Source organism: Krasilnikovia sp. MM14-A1259, from assembly GCF_047159535.1.
Taxonomy (GTDB): domain Bacteria; phylum Actinomycetota; class Actinomycetes; order Mycobacteriales; family Micromonosporaceae; genus Actinoplanes.
The window spans coordinates 5,560,702-5,577,530 of the sequence record NZ_BAAGAJ010000002.1 but is presented as its reverse complement, the minus strand read 5'-3'; the positions used below and the strand labels follow the sequence as shown (position 1 = coordinate 5,577,530).

14 protein-coding genes are annotated in these 16,829 nt (G+C 72.7%); 4 read left to right on the top strand and 10 right to left on the bottom strand.

Annotated features, from left to right (window positions below; genetic code table 11):
- Positions 1 to 343 precede the first annotated feature (343 nt).
- Positions 344 to 964 carry a LuxR C-terminal-related transcriptional regulator gene (locus tag ACMCNK_RS25210; RefSeq protein WP_412738844.1) on the top strand — a complete coding sequence of 207 codons (621 nt, stop codon included), beginning with the start codon at positions 344 to 346 and terminating at the stop codon, positions 962 to 964.
- A 59-nt stretch (positions 965 to 1,023) separates the two neighbouring features.
- Here ACMCNK_RS25210 and ACMCNK_RS25205 read toward each other — a convergent pair whose 3' ends face one another.
- Positions 1,024 to 2,289: a hypothetical protein gene (locus ACMCNK_RS25205; protein ID WP_412738843.1), complete on the bottom strand. Its 1,266-nt coding sequence runs from the start codon at positions 2,287 to 2,289 to the stop codon at positions 1,024 to 1,026.
- A 176-nt stretch (positions 2,290 to 2,465) separates the two neighbouring features.
- On the opposite strand from ACMCNK_RS25205, the gene ACMCNK_RS25200 reads away from it, so the two are divergent.
- The 3 genes from ACMCNK_RS25200 to ACMCNK_RS25190 are packed head-to-tail and all read left to right on the top strand — an operon-like array spanning position 2,466 to position 6,094.
- Positions 2,466 to 5,324 (top strand): choice-of-anchor D domain-containing protein, encoded by a 2,859-nt coding sequence (locus ACMCNK_RS25200; RefSeq protein ID WP_412738842.1) that lies wholly within the window; start codon positions 2,466 to 2,468, stop codon positions 5,322 to 5,324.
- Between the two features lie 25 nt (positions 5,325 to 5,349).
- Complete coding sequence (locus tag ACMCNK_RS25195; RefSeq protein WP_412738841.1) at positions 5,350 to 5,556, top strand: hypothetical protein; 207 nt, start codon at positions 5,350 to 5,352, stop codon at positions 5,554 to 5,556.
- A 55-nt stretch (positions 5,557 to 5,611) separates the two neighbouring features.
- Positions 5,612 to 6,094, top strand: coding sequence for a hypothetical protein (locus ACMCNK_RS25190; protein WP_412738840.1), 483 nt, complete (start codon positions 5,612 to 5,614; stop codon positions 6,092 to 6,094).
- A gap of 71 nt (positions 6,095 to 6,165) precedes the next feature.
- Here ACMCNK_RS25190 and ACMCNK_RS25185 read toward each other — a convergent pair whose 3' ends face one another.
- The 9 genes from ACMCNK_RS25185 to ACMCNK_RS25145 form a co-directional block, all read right to left on the bottom strand.
- On the bottom strand, positions 6,166 to 7,125 hold the full coding sequence (locus ACMCNK_RS25185; protein WP_412738839.1) for a discoidin domain-containing protein: 960 nt from the start codon (positions 7,123 to 7,125) through the stop codon (positions 6,166 to 6,168).
- A 710-nt stretch (positions 7,126 to 7,835) separates the two neighbouring features.
- Complete coding sequence (locus tag ACMCNK_RS25180; RefSeq protein ID WP_412738838.1) at positions 7,836 to 8,390, bottom strand: phage tail protein; 555 nt, start codon at positions 8,388 to 8,390, stop codon at positions 7,836 to 7,838.
- Complete coding sequence (locus ACMCNK_RS25175; RefSeq protein WP_412738837.1) at positions 8,387 to 10,339, bottom strand: putative baseplate assembly protein; 1,953 nt, start codon at positions 10,337 to 10,339, stop codon at positions 8,387 to 8,389. The genes ACMCNK_RS25180 and ACMCNK_RS25175 overlap by 4 nt, the downstream gene beginning before the upstream one ends.
- Entirely contained in the window at positions 10,339 to 10,749 is a 411-nt protein-coding gene (locus ACMCNK_RS25170; RefSeq protein WP_412738836.1) for a GPW/gp25 family protein, read from the bottom strand. The genes ACMCNK_RS25175 and ACMCNK_RS25170 overlap by 1 nt, the downstream gene beginning before the upstream one ends.
- 3 nt (positions 10,750 to 10,752) lie before the next feature.
- Positions 10,753 to 12,651 (bottom strand): phage baseplate assembly protein V, encoded by a 1,899-nt coding sequence (locus ACMCNK_RS25165; protein WP_412738835.1) that lies wholly within the window; start codon positions 12,649 to 12,651, stop codon positions 10,753 to 10,755.
- Positions 12,648 to 13,343 (bottom strand): LysM peptidoglycan-binding domain-containing protein, encoded by a 696-nt coding sequence (locus ACMCNK_RS25160; RefSeq protein WP_412738834.1) that lies wholly within the window; start codon positions 13,341 to 13,343, stop codon positions 12,648 to 12,650. Before ACMCNK_RS25160 ends, ACMCNK_RS25165 begins: the two co-directional genes overlap by 4 nt.
- Entirely contained in the window at positions 13,343 to 13,804 is a 462-nt protein-coding gene (locus tag ACMCNK_RS25155; protein ID WP_412738833.1) for a phage tail protein, read from the bottom strand. Before ACMCNK_RS25155 ends, ACMCNK_RS25160 begins: the two co-directional genes overlap by 1 nt.
- The gene (locus ACMCNK_RS25150) at positions 13,804 to 14,256 is read right to left on the bottom strand and encodes a phage tail protein (RefSeq protein ID WP_412738832.1); all 453 of its coding nucleotides are present in this window, start codon (positions 14,254 to 14,256) and stop codon (positions 13,804 to 13,806) included. The genes ACMCNK_RS25155 and ACMCNK_RS25150 overlap by 1 nt, the downstream gene beginning before the upstream one ends.
- 10 nt (positions 14,257 to 14,266) lie before the next feature.
- The gene (locus tag ACMCNK_RS25145) at positions 14,267 to 16,825 is read right to left on the bottom strand and encodes a DUF4157 domain-containing protein (protein WP_412738831.1); all 2,559 of its coding nucleotides are present in this window, start codon (positions 16,823 to 16,825) and stop codon (positions 14,267 to 14,269) included.
- Positions 16,826 to 16,829 lie beyond the last annotated feature (4 nt).

Genomic DNA, 16,829 nt, shown 5'->3' with positions numbered 1-16,829 from the left:
ACGACCCGTACGAAGGGAATCGATCTGGTATGGCGGCGACCGGTTTGCCGAGGTCGCGCCCACCCGTGAGGCCAGTCAGCGCATCGGCCGAACGGATGATTTCTCGTTCACGGCAGCGCTCGTCGTCGATGTGACAGAGGGTGCGGTCAGGCAGCCATAGACGCATTCAAATGTGCAGGTCAGGACGCTTCACGATGCGAAGGAAGGGGTCTCGGTCACATCACGGAAAGCCATTGTGCAACCACGGAGAAGTGGCCGTTGAGTCCCTGTTGATTGGGTGGTGAGCAGGCCGCGGCACTCTTTGCGCGCCTTGCCGTGGGGGCGGGCATGGAAGGAACTAGCCATGGAACGCATCACGACCTACATCCACGCTGACGACCCGATATCACGGGCGGGGGTCGCCAGTCAGTTGCGACCGCGGCCCGAGGTCCGAGTGCTGGATTCGGGGGACGTCGAGGATGCGACGGTGTCGCTGGTTGTCGCGGACCGGGTCGGCGAGGCGGCGCTGCGCGCCATCCGCACCCTGCGGCAGCGCGGGACCAGCGTGGTCCTCGTGGTGGTCGAACTGGACGATGCGGCGCTGGTCGCGGCGATCGAGGCCGGGGTGGCCGCGCTGGTCCGACGTGCCGAGGCGACCCCGGAGCGGCTGGTGGCGGTCATCCGCTCCGCCGCCGCCGGGGAGGCGGCCGTCCCCCCGGATCTGCTGAGCCGGCTGCTCAACCAGGTCGGGCAGCTCCAGCGACAGGTGCTGGCGCCGCGCGGGCTGTCGTTCGCGGTGCTCGCGGACCGCGAGGTGGAGGTGCTGCGCCTGGTCGCGGACGGCCTCGACACGGCGGAGATCGCGCACCGGCTGTCGTACTCGCAGCGCACGATCAAGACAGTGCTGCACGACGTCACCACCCGCCTGCAGTTGCGCAACCGTTCGCACGCCGTCGCCTACGCCCTGCGTGAGGGCCTGATCTGAACCTGAGGTGAACGAACGCGTCGCCCGGGGGTGTGCCAACCCCGGGCGACGCGCTGTGCTCAGGACGTCTTGCCGGACACGGTCACCGCGGCGGTGCAGGGCCGCTTCTCCGGCGCCGGGTTGAGGCACTGGATCGCCACGATGACCTTCTGCCCCTTCGCGAACCGGATCGGCGTCACGAACGGCAGGCTGAGGTCGCGGAAGTTGTCCAGACCGGCCGAGTAGACCACCTCGGTGCCCCGGCGGATCTCCAGGAACCCGGTGTCCGAGGCCCCGTTCTGCAGCTGCAGGTCGGTGACGTCGAGCGGCTTGTTGGCCGGCTGATCCGGGAACTTGAAGAGCTGGTACTTGTCACCCGGCTTCGCGCTGGTCTGGATGCGGAACGCCGTGGACACCAGCAGCGGGTTACCCGGCGAGCCGGGCTCGGGCTTCTTCGCCGGCTTGGCGGGGGCCGACGTCGACGGCGACGGCGACGCGGACACGTCCGATGCGGCGCCGGACGAGGAGCCGCCGCCGTTGTCCGTACCCGACTCCGCGGCGGCCTTCGACGCCGCGGCATCCACCGCCTCGGTGGCCGCCGAGTGGACCGCGGGCTTGACCAGCGTGAACCAGAGGCCGGCGAGCACCACGGCCAGCGCGAGCGCGGCGATCGCGGTCGCAGCCGCCCAGCGCGGCACGATCGGGTCCTGCTCGAACGTACCGTCGACCGTGCTGGCCGGTCCGCGCTCGGGCTGCACCACGACCTGGAACGGTTTGGTCTGCTGCTTGCCGGTCCAGAACTTGCGGCGCGGCACCGCGGTGAGCTTGGCCTGCGTGACCACGCCGGGTGACGCGACCACGGCCGGCCGCGGTACGTCGAAGGTCAGCGCGTCGTCCGGGTCCACCGCACCGATCTGCGTGCCGACCGCGACGTTGCCCAGGTTGGACACGTCGATCTTGTGCTTGCCCTTGCGGCTGCCCCGGGAGATCTGCGGTACGAGCTTGACGCGCAGCTCCGTGAACGGCGCGATCTCGAGAACCCCTTCGGCCGTCGCCGACCCCTTCGGGTCCTCCAGCGACGTGGCCCGTACGCCGTACCGCAGCTTGCCCGCGCCCGGCTGGGAGGCACGCGGCGGCCGCAGGTGCACCCGTATCTCGCCGACGTCACCCGGGTACAGGTTGAGAACGGCCGGCTCGACCACCGACCAGGCCGCCGCCGGTCCGACCACGTCCATGGTGATCTGGTCGATGACGGTGCCGGTGTTGCGCACGGTTACGGCGCACACGGCCTCCTCGCCCGGGACCACCTCGAGCGACTCGGCGCTCAATGCCACTGACACTCCCATGGCGCAGAAGTGTGCGGCGGCAAGCGTGGGAGCGGGACGCTCGCGGGGGTACCCGGCCGGGCGCACCCGGCAGCCCCAAAGGGCAACCGGCGCTGCCCCGCAGGTCGCCCCGCAGCACTGCAGCGTCTCATGTGTACTTCCGTAGCGTCGGCTCACCCAGACTGCGAGGAGACGCCGTGCCCAGGCAGCGTGCTCAGGTTCACCGGATGATGCTGGCCGGCGGGCTGGCCGCCGCGCTCGCCACCGCGGCGGTGGTGGCGGGCCTGACGTTCGCGAACGACTCGGCCGCTGCCGAGACCGGTTCGGGCACGCAGCGGATCTCGGTCGGCAACAAGGGCGAGCAGTCCCGTCACGACAGCAACGAGCCCGCCATCTCCGCGGACGGCCGGTACGTGGCGTTCACGACGGACGAGCCGTTCGACCCGGTGGACAAGCTCAGCACGTCCCAGGACTCGTCGCACGATCTGCCGGAGCCGGGCCCCGACGCCGACGTCTACGTCCGCGACACCCAGCTCGGCACGACCACGCTGATCTCCCACGGCCTGCGCCAGGACTCCGACACGGGGCCGCCGACGGTCGTGCCCGCCCGGGGCAACAGCACCCAGCCGTCCATCTCGGACGACGGACGGTTCGTGGCGTTCCGTACGGACGCGAACAACATCGTCGGGAACATCGACGGTCACGCGATCGTGGTCTGTGACCGCGACCCGGACGGCGACGGTGAACTGGACAACACCTGCCGGTTCACGGACGTGAGCCGCGGCGAGACGGACCCGAGCAACCCGCACCTGTCCGGCGACGGCCGGCGCATCTCGTACGACGTCCCGCCACAGCCGTACTACCCGCCGTCGGGCGACACGGGCCCGTCGACGCCGCCCAGTTCACCGGCCCCCGAGCCGGATCCGTCGACATCCGCGCCGACGCTGCCACCGATCTCGCTCAAGCGCCTGCCACCGATCTCGCTGAAGGCACACGCCACACCGCTGACGAAGGCGGAGACGCCGGCACCGGCCGCCGGGGAACCCGACCGGGTGCACGGCTACGTGGAGGTCGTGGAGCTGCGCCACGGCACCGACGGAAAACTGGTCGAGCCCGCCTCCGACGACCGCTCGTTCCTGGCGGCCCCGGACCGCATCACGGTCGACGACCGCACGTACCGGCTGTACGCGCAGAACGACTCGGCCATGAGCGCGAAGGGCACGCACGTCGCGTTCGTGGCCCGGTACCTGATCGGCGAGGAGTCCTTCGCCACCACGGTCCAGGATTTCGACGTCAACACCGGAAAGCTGACCCGCCTCGACGTGGACGCCGACGGCAAGCCGCTCGCCGCGCGCGGGCGCGAGTTCAGTTCCCCGGCCCTGTCCGGCGACGGCCGCCGCTACGCGTTCGCCCAGAACGACGGCGGCAAGTTCTCGGTGCAGCTCTACGACCGCGACCCGGACGGCGACGGCACGTTCGGCCAGCCGTCGGTGGAGGTCGCGTCGCGCAAGCCGGACGGCAGCGCGGGCCAGGGCGCCCAGCCGGCGTTCTCCGCGGACGGCCGCTACCTCGCCTTCACGACGCCGACGCCGGGCATGCACACGGGCACGGACGCCGGAGGCCGCGACGGCTCCTGCCTGGGCACCGGCGCCGACCTGTCGTTCTGCGACATCGTGGTCCGCGACGTGGTCGTCGACGCCGCCCGCGCGAAGGCCGGGCTGCCCCGCCTGCCCGCCGAGCTGGCCTCGCCGTCCGTCGGGTGTGCCACCAAGACCCAACCCTGCGAGGGTACGGGCGACAGCGGCCTGCTGATCCCCAACCGCGACGGGTCGATGGAGTGGGGCAACAACGAGCAGCAGTGGCCGGTGATCAGCGGGGACGGCTCCCCGGTGCTCAGCGCCAACGGATCCGTGGTGGCGTACGGATCTGCCGCGGCCGACCTCATCGACGGCGGCGCCGACACCAACAAGCACCTGGACGTGTTCCGCCGCAAGTTCGCGCCCGCGCTGGCCGCCGACCCGCAGGACTTCGGGCAGGTGCCGCTGGGTGCGCAGGCAATGCGCGACGTGCCGCTCACCCACGTGGGTGCGGGACCGCTGCAGGTCCGTACGGTCACGGTGGAGGGCGCCGGATTCGATGTTTTCCCGGGCGAGACGTGCACGACCGTGGTGCTGCACGCGTCCGAGCAGTGCATCGTCTCGGTCCGCTTCCGGCCGGATGCGAGCGGCCCGCGCACCGGAGTGCTGCGGGTCACGTTCGACGGCAGCGACACGCCGCTGACGGTGTCGCTGACCGGGGCCGGGCTGGCGCCGTCGGAGCCGCCGTCCGAGCCACCGTCGGTGCCGCCGTCCGTGCCGCCGTCCGTGCCGCCGTCGGTGCCGCCGTCCGTGCCCCCGGCGCCGCCGGGAGTGTTCGCGGCCGACCCGGCCACCCTGGACTTCGGGGGCCGTCCGGTGCTGCAGACCAGCCCGGTCAAGTCGGTGACCGTCCGCAACACCGGCACCGGCCCGCTGAAGCTGGGCGCGGTCGCGCTGGACGCCACGCTGTTCCCGGGCGACTACCGGATTCTCGGGGACACGTGCCTGAACCTCACGCTCGCGCCCGGCGCCACCTGCCGGGTGGACGTGCAGCACAAGCCCACCGCGGTCGGGGATCGCCCGGCGGTCCTCACGATCGCGTACGCCGGCCCCGCCGCCACGCTGACGTTCCCGGTCAGCCTGCACGGTTCCGGGGTGGCACCCACGCTCACGTCCCGGCCCACGGTCACCCCGGCGGGCCGGGTCATCCAGATCCACGGCGCCGGGTTCCCGCCGAACAGCACCTCCAAGATCCATCTCACCGGCATGCCCGGCACCACCATCGCGAAGGCGCGCGGCGACGGAACATTCGACGTGCCGTTCGTGGTGCTGCCCAACACGTGGACCGGCAAACACCCGCTGACCGCAGACGTGCTCCCCGAAACCGCACCGGGACTCACCGCCCCGCTGAAGGCTGAACTCGAGTTCGTCATCGTGCCCGGCAGCCCCGTACCCCCGGACTTCGACATCCGGAAATGAAAAGGCCACCAGGGAAAGGACGGCAATGACGCAGCACATCAGCGCAGACGGGGTGCCGCTGCGGGGTGACGGAACGCCGTTCCCCAGCGACCCCAGCCAGTGGACGCCCGAGGAGCGTGAATACCTCGAGACGTACTACTTCCACGCAGAGCCGCGGACCGGTATCGAGGAGCACGTCGCGATGGTGGACGTGCCGGACATGCACGGCGGAGACGGGACGGCGATCGCATGACCGAGCGCACCGAGCGAAGCGAGGGCCACGAGGGCACGCGAGGGGGGCGGACAGCATGACCGACGTAGCCAACATCGCCAGCGCCGCCTGGCATGTCATCGAATCCGGCAAGCCGTCGGCGAGCCTGGCCAGCAACACCTGCAACGCCGTTCCGGCCGGGGTCTCCGACCCGATCAGCTCACTCACGGGCGCTCAGGGGCCGAACCGGCTCACCTGGCGTCTGCAGATGGAGAACGCGTTCGGTGTCGATGTCGTCGACATCGCGTTCGACCTGCGCTGGGAGTACGGCGCGCGCTACCACGGCGGCGGCGCGTTCATCCCCAACTGCTACCTGTACGTGCCACATTGCAGCGTGCTGTGGGGCTTCGACGTGAACGTCCAGATCCACGTGCACAACCCCAGCAACGCGGGCAGCGAGACGGCACCCATCGCCCGGCTGCCGCTGACCGTCAGCGGCTCGGTGAGCAGCCTCGTGAAAACTGAGAGCCTCCAGTGGGACTTTCAGCTCCAGGGGGACGGCCGCTACCACACGAGCTGAACCCGAATCCACGCCGGAAACGGCCCCCGACCCTTCCGGGTCGGGGGCCGTTTCTGTACGACCGGGACTCGTCACTCCTTGGTGAACAGCTCCACCTCGCTGATGGTGACCTGCTTGCTCTCGGCGTTCGCGTACGTGTCCTGCACGTAGATCTCCACCGAGCTGACCTTGCCGCCGCTGTCCAGGTCGAAGTGCTGCGGATCCGTGTTGTCGATCATCGTGAGGTCCTGCCCGCGCCCGCTGGGGTACACCAGGTGCAGGGTGCGGGGCCGCTGACTGCCGCGCACGTCACCGGCGATGCCGCCGCGGATCAGCGCCTCGCGCAGTTCCACCGGCTCCTGGAACGTCAGGGTCAGCCGCCGGGCCCCGGAGACCGGTGTGGACCAGTACGTGTTCCAGTGCCCGTCGACCGCGGCGTCCGCCGGGTGCTTCTTGTTCACCGGCGTCGAGGACGCCTTCACCGCCCGTACCGGGACGTTCGCTCCGAAGATCATCTTCTCGGCCTTCTGCCGCAGCGTCACCACCTCTGCGTTGGTGCGGGTCCGCAGGTCGGGCACGAACGCGTACACCAGCCCGCCGAGCAGCAGTACGACCGCGACGATCCGGCGCAGGATCGGGAAGACGGACCGCTTGTGCTGGCGGCGTTCGCCGGTCTTGGCGATCCCGGTGTCGTCCTCCGCGGCCCGGGCCTGGCGCGGCTTGCGTTTGGGCAGGATGCGCTTCCACCACGGGGCGCGGACGACCTGGGCGTCGTCCAGTTCGTTGCCGCACCGGCTGCAGAACCGGCGGGTCGGCAGGTTTCCTTCGCCGCAATCGCCGCAGACGAGGTCGCCCGGTTGCAGTTCGCGGCTGGGTGCGCTGCGCGGCACGGTCCGGCGGGCGCGGCCACGCTCCTGTGGGGCGACGACGCCGGGGTCGGTTCCGGGTTGGCGGATCGGCAGCGCGCTGATGCCGGATCCCCCGATCGGGTCCATTCCGCCGAACGGCATGTCGCCGCCGCCGCTGGACATCGGCGCCACCAGGGCGTCCACACCGGGCGGAGGTGGCAGTTTCCCGCCCGGAGGCGGAGGCAACGCACCCCGGCCGCCCGGCAGTGGGGCCCCGCCCGGCGGAGGCGGCAACGTGGCCCCGCTGGGCGGGGGCGGGAGCGCGGCCCCTCCGGGCGGAGGAGGGGGTGGAGGGGGAGGCGGCACGAGCGGTGTGCCACCGCCCGGAGGCGGAGGCGGAGGCGGGGGCGGCGGGGGCACGACCGGTTTGGCGCCACCCGGCGGAGGAGGCGGCGGGGGCGGGGGCACCACCGGCCGACCGCCACCCGGCGGGGGCGGCGGAGGTGGCACCACGGGCCGTCCGCCCGGAGGGGGAGGCGGCGGAGGCACCAAGGGCTTGCCGCCCGGGGGCGGAGGCGGCGGCACCGGCTTGCCGCCCGGCGGCGGAGGCACGGGCGGCTTGGCACCGCCGAGCCCCCCGCCGAACGAGCCGCCCGGCGCGCCAGGCCCCCCGGGCATCCCCGGACGGGACGGGCGCTCGATCGGGTCGCGGTGCCCGACGTCGGCGTAGAGCAGCGACTGCACCCGCGACAGCAGGCCGACCTTGCGGGCCGGTTCCGGCTCGGGTTCCGGTTCCGGCTTGGCGGCCGGTTTCGGCTGCTCCACCCGTTCACCGGTCCACTCCAGGAACGCGCCGCAGGAGCCGCAGAACGAGTCGGATCCCGCGTTGCGGTATCCGCAGGTCTTGCAGACGATCATCGGGTGGTCACCTCCACGGCGTGCTGAACATGTGCGGGCTTGGCGGCCACGACCGCGGCCTCGACCGCCGCGTGCAGGGCGTCCGGCGACCAGCCCAGGTCGGCGGGTACGCGGACATGCACCCGGACCCAGGGGTTCGGGTCGCCGGGGGCGGGCGTGCCGGGGCTGTCCGACCAGGTGACCCCGCCGCTGTCGGTGATCTCGACGTCCCCGCCGGTCAGCAGTTCCAGGGCGGTACGCAGCCCGGCGACCGTGCCGCGCAGCCGGTGCAGTTCGGCGGCCCGGGCGACCGTGGCCCGGTGCAACGGCAGCGGCGCGTTGTCGTTCACGGTCACCCCGACCCAGCCGGCCAGCCAGGACAGGAAGTCCTCGGGGGCGAGCAGCGGGTCCACGTACGATTCGAGGTTGTCCAGGGTGGCGATCACCGGGGCCAGCACGTCGTCGAGCCCGGTGGTGAACCGGACGATGAACGGGTCCTCCTCCTGGTACACCGCCGGCAGCAGCGTGTGCAGCGGGTACGGCGTGCCCAGCCCCGGCACGGTCCCCCTCATCGCGACGTCACCCGGATCTGGTGCTCGTACGAGAAGACCAGGCTGTTCGCCGGGAGTTCCACCTTGCCCGCGGGCTGGCCGCGTTCCCCGGTGACCGGGTTGGCGCTGAACAGCCGCACGTCGTCGACCAGTTCGACGCCGTCGACACGCTGCAACGCCCCGAACACCTCGCCCGCGTGGACGGCCCGCCCGAACGGCCACCCGGTCCCGTCCGGGCCGCCGGTGAGCGGGTTGAGGAACCGGTACAGCGCCTCGGCCGCCGCGGCCTGCACCTTCTCGGCGCGGGCCCGGGGTTTCGCGACGAGTTGCGCGACGACCGTGATGCCCCGGTACATCGGCGGTTCCACGACGACCCGGGTGCCGAGCAGGCGTACCGTGTCGAGCCGTTCGGCGACGCGGCGCAGCGTGTCGTCGGAGGGCACCAGGTCACCCAGCCGCAGCCGCCCGTTGTCGTCGGCCGCGGTCGGCACGACCAGCACCTTCACCGAGCCGGGTTCGACGCCTTCGGCTCCCGCGGGCAGGCAGCGCACCCGGGCCACCTCGGGTGCGGCCTCGCAGCTGATGGTCTCGAAGTCCTCCACGGTGACGGCCCGGCTGCGCGAGCGCAGCAGCACCGGCCCGCGCGCCTTGGCCTGCTCGATGCTTTCGCCGTCGGCGCCGTGCTGGGCGCGGCGCAGGTTCTCCACCCCGGCGACGAACGGGATGGACGACTTGAGTGTGCGGATGGCGCCGGGGCCGACGTTGCCGCGGGCGCCGCCGCCGACGCAGTAGCGCCGCATCCGGACCGTCGCCCCGGCGGCCGGAATCGCGCCGTACTGACGGATGCCGCCGTCCTCGGTGCGCAGCGCCGGACCGAACGCGACCGCTCCGGTCGCGCCGTCGAGCTGGAAATGCCGGTCGTCCGAGCCGCTGTCTGCGAACGTGTCGACCCGGGTCCAGGTCTGCCAGCCGTCGTCGGAGCTGACCTCCAGCTCCGCGTCCGACCCTGCCCGCAGCACCGGGGTACGGGACACGGTGAAGCGCTGCCCGGCCACGCCTTCGGCCGTACCCAGGCTCTCGTGCTGGATGAGGTCGGCGTGCAGCGCGGTCATGGTGCCGCCGATGGTCGCGGCGGTGAGGCCGTCCACCACCGGGCTCATCGTGTACGCGGGCTGGTTCGGCTCGCAGGCCGTGACGCGGGCCCGTAGCCAGCCGCCGCGCAGCCCGCCGACCACGGCCGGCGGGTGGTCCTCGGGCAGGTGCAGGGTGATCGCGCCGGAGCGGTTGAGCCCGCCGGTGTCGTCCGCGCCGACGTGGCACGGCACCCAGTCCCGCCCGTCGTACGCCTCCCACACCAGCGGGGGCTGCAGCGGGTCGACGCCGACGCCGTCGAGGTGTCCGCGGAAGTCGAGGCGGATCGCGCAGCGTGGCGCCGCGTCGGACAGGCCGAGGTACACCGCGTCGCCGGGCACCGGCCGCTCGGCGAACACCCCGAACGGGCGGCCCTCGGCCAGGGCCTCCGTACAGTCGGTGAACGCGTCCGCGCCCGCACCGAGCGTGAGCACCGTGCGGAGGGTGACCGGGACGATCGGCAGGTCGGCGACCGTGGCGAACGTGATGGACTCGCTGGTCTCGGTACGCGGCGTGCCGGCCTGGGTGCCCGCGGCGATGGTGAGCGGGGCGGCGGCCGGGGCGGACAGCCAGAACGTCACCGGCGCCTCGGCGGGCACCGGCGGCACGAGCTGCAATCCGATGAGGTCGAGGAACTTCAGGTACAGCCGGTCGGGCACCCGGTTGAGCCGGAACAGCAGCTGATCGGTCATGAACGCGAACGTCTCGATCAGCGTGACGCCCGGATCGGACACGTTGTGGTCCGTCCACTCCGGACAGCGCTGCATGACCATGCGCTTGGCGTCGTTGACCAGGTCCTGGAACCGCCGGTCGTCGAGGTCTGGGGTGGGTAGGGCCATCAGTAGTCGCTCTCGGGGTCGTCGGGGATCGTGTAGAACGGGAAGACCAGGTTGCGGTGGTCGTTGGTGTCCTTCGGCCGGTACGTGATCTCGATGTACAGCACGGACGGGTCCTCGTCGGCGGGCTTGACCTCCACGTTCACGACGTCCACCCGCGGCTCCCAGCGCAGGAGGGCGCGGCGTACCTCGGCGGTCAGCTCGGCGATGGTGTCGAGCGTCGCGGCGCGGAACACGAAGTCGCGCAGGCGGCAGCCGAAGTCCGGCCGCATCGGCCGCTCCCCCGGGTACGTGGACAGGATCAGCCGCATCGCCTGCACCAGCTCGGTGTCGCCGCGCACCAGCGCGATGCCGCCGGTGGCCGCGACCCCGGTGGGGAACGCCCACCCGGTCCCGATGAAGTCCGTGCTCATGGATCAACTCCCCAACTTGATCTGCTGGGAACTGATCTCGACCTGGGCGCCCGAGATCTTGACCGACTGCTGCGCCTTGAGTTCGAGCGTGCCGCCGCCGTCGATGGTGATGGAGCCGCCGGCACCGGCCTTGATCGAGATGGTGCCCTGCGGGCCGCATGTGATCTCGACGGCGCCGGTCGGCGTGGTCGGCTCGCAGGTGATCTTCAACGAACCGGCCTTCTGGTCGACCGCGAGGCCGATCTTCCGGTCCTTGGTCTCCAGCGCGAACTCCGACGCCAGCGGCGGCCCGGCCCCCGGCGCCGGGGGCAGCTCGTCGTGGAACACGAGCCGGTTGCCCGCGCCGCTGACGAACCCGCGACGTACCACCTGCGCGGCCATCCCGCTGGCCTTGACCGCGTCGCCGCCCAGGTCGTAGTCGGTGTGCGCGTTGTGCAGTCCACCCAGGACGTACGGGCGGCGCGGGTCGCCGAACTCGAAGCCGATCAGCACCTCGTCGCCCACCTCGGGCATGAACAGCGCCCCGGACTTCTTGCCCGCCCCGAACTGCGCCACGCGGGCCCAGTCCGACTCGTACGACGGGGACAGCCACGGCAGCGCCACCTTGACCCGGCCGCGGGTGTCCGGGTCGTTGTTGTTCGTGACGATGCCGCACACCAGGCCGGGGATGCGGGTCGGCTCGCCCTGGGTGGCGCCCAGCGACGCCAGGCCCAGCAGGGAACGTTCCTGCCGCCCGCTGACGAAGAACCGGGTCCGGTAACCGCCCTCGGCCTCGTCGAACACGTGCCGGGCGTTGCTGATCGTCCACGTGCCCGCGAACGCGGCCGGCACCCCGGCGACCTCCACCTGCGCCCCGGCCTGCAGGTCGGGGCTGCCCAGCGCGTACCCCTCCGCCTCGGCGAACGAGCTGCCCACGTGCTCGGCGAGGCCGTTGGCCAGTTCCTCCGCGGCCCGGTCCGCCCCCGAACCGGTGGCCACGGGACGGTCCACCACCGCGTACGCGGACGCGCTGGGCGCCACCCCGAGGTCGGGCAGGCCGGGGATCGCGGGCAGCGACACCCCGAGCGGATTCGCCAGCCCGAACGCGCCCGCCAGCTCGTCGGGCTTCTTCGACAGCTTCGCCGTACCGGAACGGACCGTCGTGGTCTTGGTCACCGCCTTGGCCTGTACGGGATCCCAGAAGCGCACCTCGACGTCGGTGGTCAGGTTCGCGCCGGTGACCCGGGGCAGGAACGTCAGCAGGTTGTCCTTGAACGTGAGCTTCGGCTTGCCGAGCCCGGCCAGATCGGCGATCGCGCCGAGCAGGCCACCGGCGGACGGCATGCCGGGCGGCTTGCGGAAGAAGAACTCCCCGTCCACCACGCCGGTCTCGTAGCCGACCTCGCGGGCCCGCTGCTTGATGAAGTCCCAGTCGGTCTGCGCCACCTGGGCCAGGTGGTCGTGGGTGGTGGCGGTGGAGTCGATCGTGCCGATCCGCACCCGGGCGTCCTGCGCGACCTTGCGCACCGCATCGGAGTCGGAGCTGTTCACGAACGTCCGGGTACGCCGGGCCCGCTGCAGCCGGTGCGCCTGCTCGTAGCCCCGGACGACGGTGTAGACGTTCAGCTCGGCGCAGACCGCCTCGATGGAGGTGACCTCGCCGGCGATGAGCTTCTTCGCCTGGGTGCTGTCGGACGCGCCGCCGTGCACCTCGACCGCGGTGCCGATGGACAGCCCCGCCACGTCGATCAGGTCGCCGGCCTCGTCGAAGAACGTCAGCTCGAACATGTCCGGAAGGTGCAGGTGGGTGTCCACGACCGCCCGGACCAGGTACCGCTCCGCCGCGGGCGACAGGGGCAGCTTCGCCATGCCGACCTTCACTCCGGCCCGGACCACCCCGCTCCGGTCGCCGAGCGGGTTCACCGCATCTCCTCGGGATTCGGCAGGTACACCCGGTCGCCGGGGCGGACGCGCAGCGGGTCGTCGATGCCGTTCGCCTCGGCGAGCTGACGCCAGCGGCCGGGGGCCCCGTACTGGTCGGTGGCGATGCGGGCCAGCGAGTCGCCCGCGGTGACCGTGTGCGCCTTGCGGCCTGGCAGACCGGCCGAGGTCGGGTTCGTCGCGAGCAGGCTGAGCAGGCTGGGTTGCTGCTGCATCCGGATCGTCACCTCGGCGCGGGTCGGCTGCCCGCTCGGGTGGAACCGGGTGTAGGTGACGTTGACCGCGGTGATGTTGGCCTCGACGAAGAACGCGGTCGGCGGCCCCCACTGGAAGATCACCTTGGGCGGGCGGGCCACCAGGTTGATGCCGGTGGCCGCGGAGAGCGCCGCCATGCCCAGCGCACCGGCCATGCCGCCGCCCGGGCTCATCCACTCCATGAGCTGGTCGCAGCGGATCTTCGTGTCCAGCCCGTAGAACGTCACCTTGTTCAGCGTGAGCACCGGCGGGGTGGACTTCTTGAAGATGCTCGGCGACGAACCGCCGGGGGTGCCGCTGTTGGAGCTGCTGCTGCCGTACGAGCCCATCGTGGACTGTCGTGACACCGAGATCTGATCCGGGTTGAGGTCGAACTTGACCACGCCCGGCGGCACCTGGCAGACGATCACCGCTTGCATCAGAGGAACCCCTCGTGCACCAGTTCGAGCGACTCGACCGCGACCTGGCTGCCGGTCGCGTCCAGATCCGGGCCGGACCACTTGGACGGGTACACGTTGCGCAGCGTCCAGCTCGCCACGACCGAGCCGCCGGCGTCGAACAGCTCGATCTCGGCCGTACGCGGCCCGTAGTCACGCGGGGAGTTCACCTTGTACCAGCCGCTGACCACGCCGGTCAGCCAGCGCTGCACGATCGCCGACTCCTGCGGCGACATGGCCCGGCGCAACGTGATCGCCCGGTACTCGACCCGGTCCGGCAGGATCACGGTGTACTCGTAGTTGCCGCCCTCGTTGACGCGCTGGTTCTTGAACTCCACCGACAGACCGGCGCAGGTGGCCCAGCTGCCCAGGTTGATGCCGTCGACGCTGACCCGGAAGCGCATCGACATACCCAGGCGGGCGGTGTCGGACAGGCGTTGCATCAGTACTTCGTCTCGTCGTCGAGGAAGCCGCTGTGGTTCAGCTCCAGCGTCTCGGTGACGACCCGGCTGGCGCCCGCCTCCAGGCCGGTGATGGACCAGCGCTGGGGCATGATGTGCTTGAGTTCCCACTTCATCACCGGCGCGCCCGCCGAGTCGTGGATCGTGACCGACGCGGTCTGCGGCGCCCACTTGAACGACGTGGAGTCGAGCCACTTGCGGACGGTCTCACTCTCCTTGGAGACCGCCCGGGTCAGCTTCACCACCGAGTAGTGGGTGTTCGCCGGGAAGTACCATCGCGCGTTGCCGCCGTCGCCGGTCCGGTACTCGGCGATGTCCCACTTGACGTCCAGGCCGTCCACCTGGGCCCAGCTGCCGAGATCCCACTGGCCGTTGTCGATCTTCACCGTGAACCGGTTGGCCACGCCGAGCATGGTGGAGTCGCTGATCGCCATGCCGTTCCCCCTATCGGAAGTCGTTGAGCAGGCCCGCCCGCTCGCGGTCGAGCAGCAGTTCCAGGCGGAGCCTGCTGCGGATGCGGTCGTAGAGCCGGACGCTCAGCTCGTCCAGGTCCAGGTCGTCGGTGTCGACGTGGTGCCGTTCGCCGTGCCCGTCCGTTCCGGCGGCGCTCCCCGGGTGGCTCGCCGTCGCGTGACCGGCCCCCTCGTGACCGGCCCCGTCGTGACCCGGCCCGCCGTGCGCGGCCGCGGCGTGGCCGGACGGCCCGGCGGCGGCATGTGCGGCCGACCCGGACGCGGCGCCGTGCCCGCCGGAACCGGCGCCGCCCGGCGCCGCTGCCGGCCCGTGCCCGCCCGACCCGGCGTCCGCCTCGTCGGCCTCCCGGTCACCGAACGCCTGGCTGAACTCCTGGCCGCTCATGCCGAACCAACTGCCGGCCATGTCGGCGAAGTCGTTGCCAAGGGCCTCCTCGAACTGCCCCCAGCTCCGGATCGCCTCCGGTTGGCGCCGGCCGCGACCGGCGTTCCCGCCCGACGCGCTGCCGCCGGACGGGCCGCCGCCGGACGGGCCGCCGCCGCCCCCGGCGTCGACCTGGGCCCAGATGCGGGCCTCCTCGTCCGGCGGCAGGGCAAGCAGCTCGGACTGGCCGGCAGCGAGGCGCTGCTCGTTGAGCCGTTCGAGCGCGGGCCGGGCCAGCCGGTTGAACCGCTCCTCGCGGGTGCCGCCCTGGCCACCGCCGTTGCCACCCCCGCCCCCGCCGGACTGCGACGAGCCGCCGGGCTCCTCCAGGCTCCACGAGGACAGCACCATGGCGCCGAGGTCGTTGGCGAGCCCCTCCCGGAACGATGACCACGAGGGCGCCGCCTGCGTGGTCGAGCTTGACGACCCCGAGGACGACGAAGATCCGGACGTCTGGGACGTGGACGACGGCGCAGGAGTCGGCGAGGGGGACGGCGTGGCGGGTGCGGCCGGGCGGGACGCCTGCGCCGGGGCCGCCGACCGCGGATGATCGAGCGACGACACCCGTCGCTGCACCCGGCCGGTCACCCGGAGCGGGGCGCCACCTGGCGCCGGGGCCAGCACGTTGATCGGCTGCGCCGCCGCGCCGCGCGGGTCGGCCGACGCGGCAGTATTCGCCGGCCGGGGCGCTCCGGTCCATGTCCGTGCCGGGCCTGCGGACGCGGAAGCGCCTTGAGGACCGACGCTGCGCGCCGGTCCAGCGCCGGGCGCCGGTGGCGCGAAGTCCCGAGGGGACACCGGGGTACCGACGACCCGGGCGGGTTGCGGGCCCGGGACGGCGGGATCGGCGGCAACGGGCGGCACCGCGGGGCGTGGGTGGCGCAACACCGGTACGGGACGCCCGGCCCGTACCGCGTCCTCGACCGCAAGCGCCTCGGCTTCCAGTTCCGCCCCGCCCGGCGTGCCCTCGTCGGGCAGTGCCGGCCCGAGGCGCCGCTGCTGCGCCACGTGCACCAGTTCATGGGCGACGAGCGCCCGCGCCTCCGTGGCCGAGTCCGGCCCGGCCGTTGCGGGCAGATGCACGCTGTCGTCCACGGTGAACGCGGCAGCACCGGCCTCGGCGGCACGCCGGTCCACGTCGGGTCCGCGGTGCACCTGCACCCCGTCCAGCTCCACCCCGGTCGCTTCGGCGACGTACCGGGTCAGGTCGGCGGGGGGCGCGGCGCTGGTTGCGGAGGCGGGGCGCGGCTCCACGACCGTCGGCGGTGTCGCCGGTTCCGGGCCGGTGGTCGCGGACGGGTGGCGCATCTCGGGCCCGGCCGCGGACGGCAACGCCGGCAGCGCCGGGGTCCCGACCGGCGCTGCCGAGACTTCGGGGACGCCGGTCAGTGGCGCCGGTTCGGCGGCCGGGATCGACGGGTGGATGGCCGGCCGCCCGGTGGGGGCAGGCGGCGCGGCCGGCTCGGGATCCGCATCAGCGGCCTCGGAATCCAGGGGGGCGCCCAGCCCGACGCGGCCTCGCGGGCGTACCGGCCGCCGGGTGGCGGGCACGGAACGCGGAACCGCGGCCGGGCGCGGCGGTGGAGGGGCGGCCCGCGGCGCCGGTGCGGCGGGGACGATCCCGCCGAGCAGCGGGTCGATGACCGCCCCGGACGACAGGGCACGCAGCCAGGCGGGCGCCCGGTGCGGCTGGGCGGGTTCACGCGCCTCACCCACGTACGCGGGGGTGGCGGCGGTGAGCGGGGCGGGCTCGGCGGCGCGGGCGACCGCGCGGACCGGGCGGGGGGCGGGCGGGACCGGCTCGGGCCGGGTCACGTCCAGGGCGGGCAGCACCTCCGCCAGCCCGCTGACCCGCCCGGCGGGACGGGCCTGCGGCGGCAGCGGTGCCGGGCGGCGCAGCAGCGAAGCGGTCCCGCTCACCGGCGGCGTGCCCATGGTCAGGTGCGGCGCCGTGACCACCGGGGCGAGCGGCGGCAGGGTCTGCCACGCCCGCCGGGCCGTGGTGGCCCCGGCCGGTCGCTCGCGCCCGGCACCCGCGGGCTGCTCGACCGACTGGTCCACAGTGGCCGGTGCGATTTCCCTGCGACGACGGAACGGCCACCGCATGGTC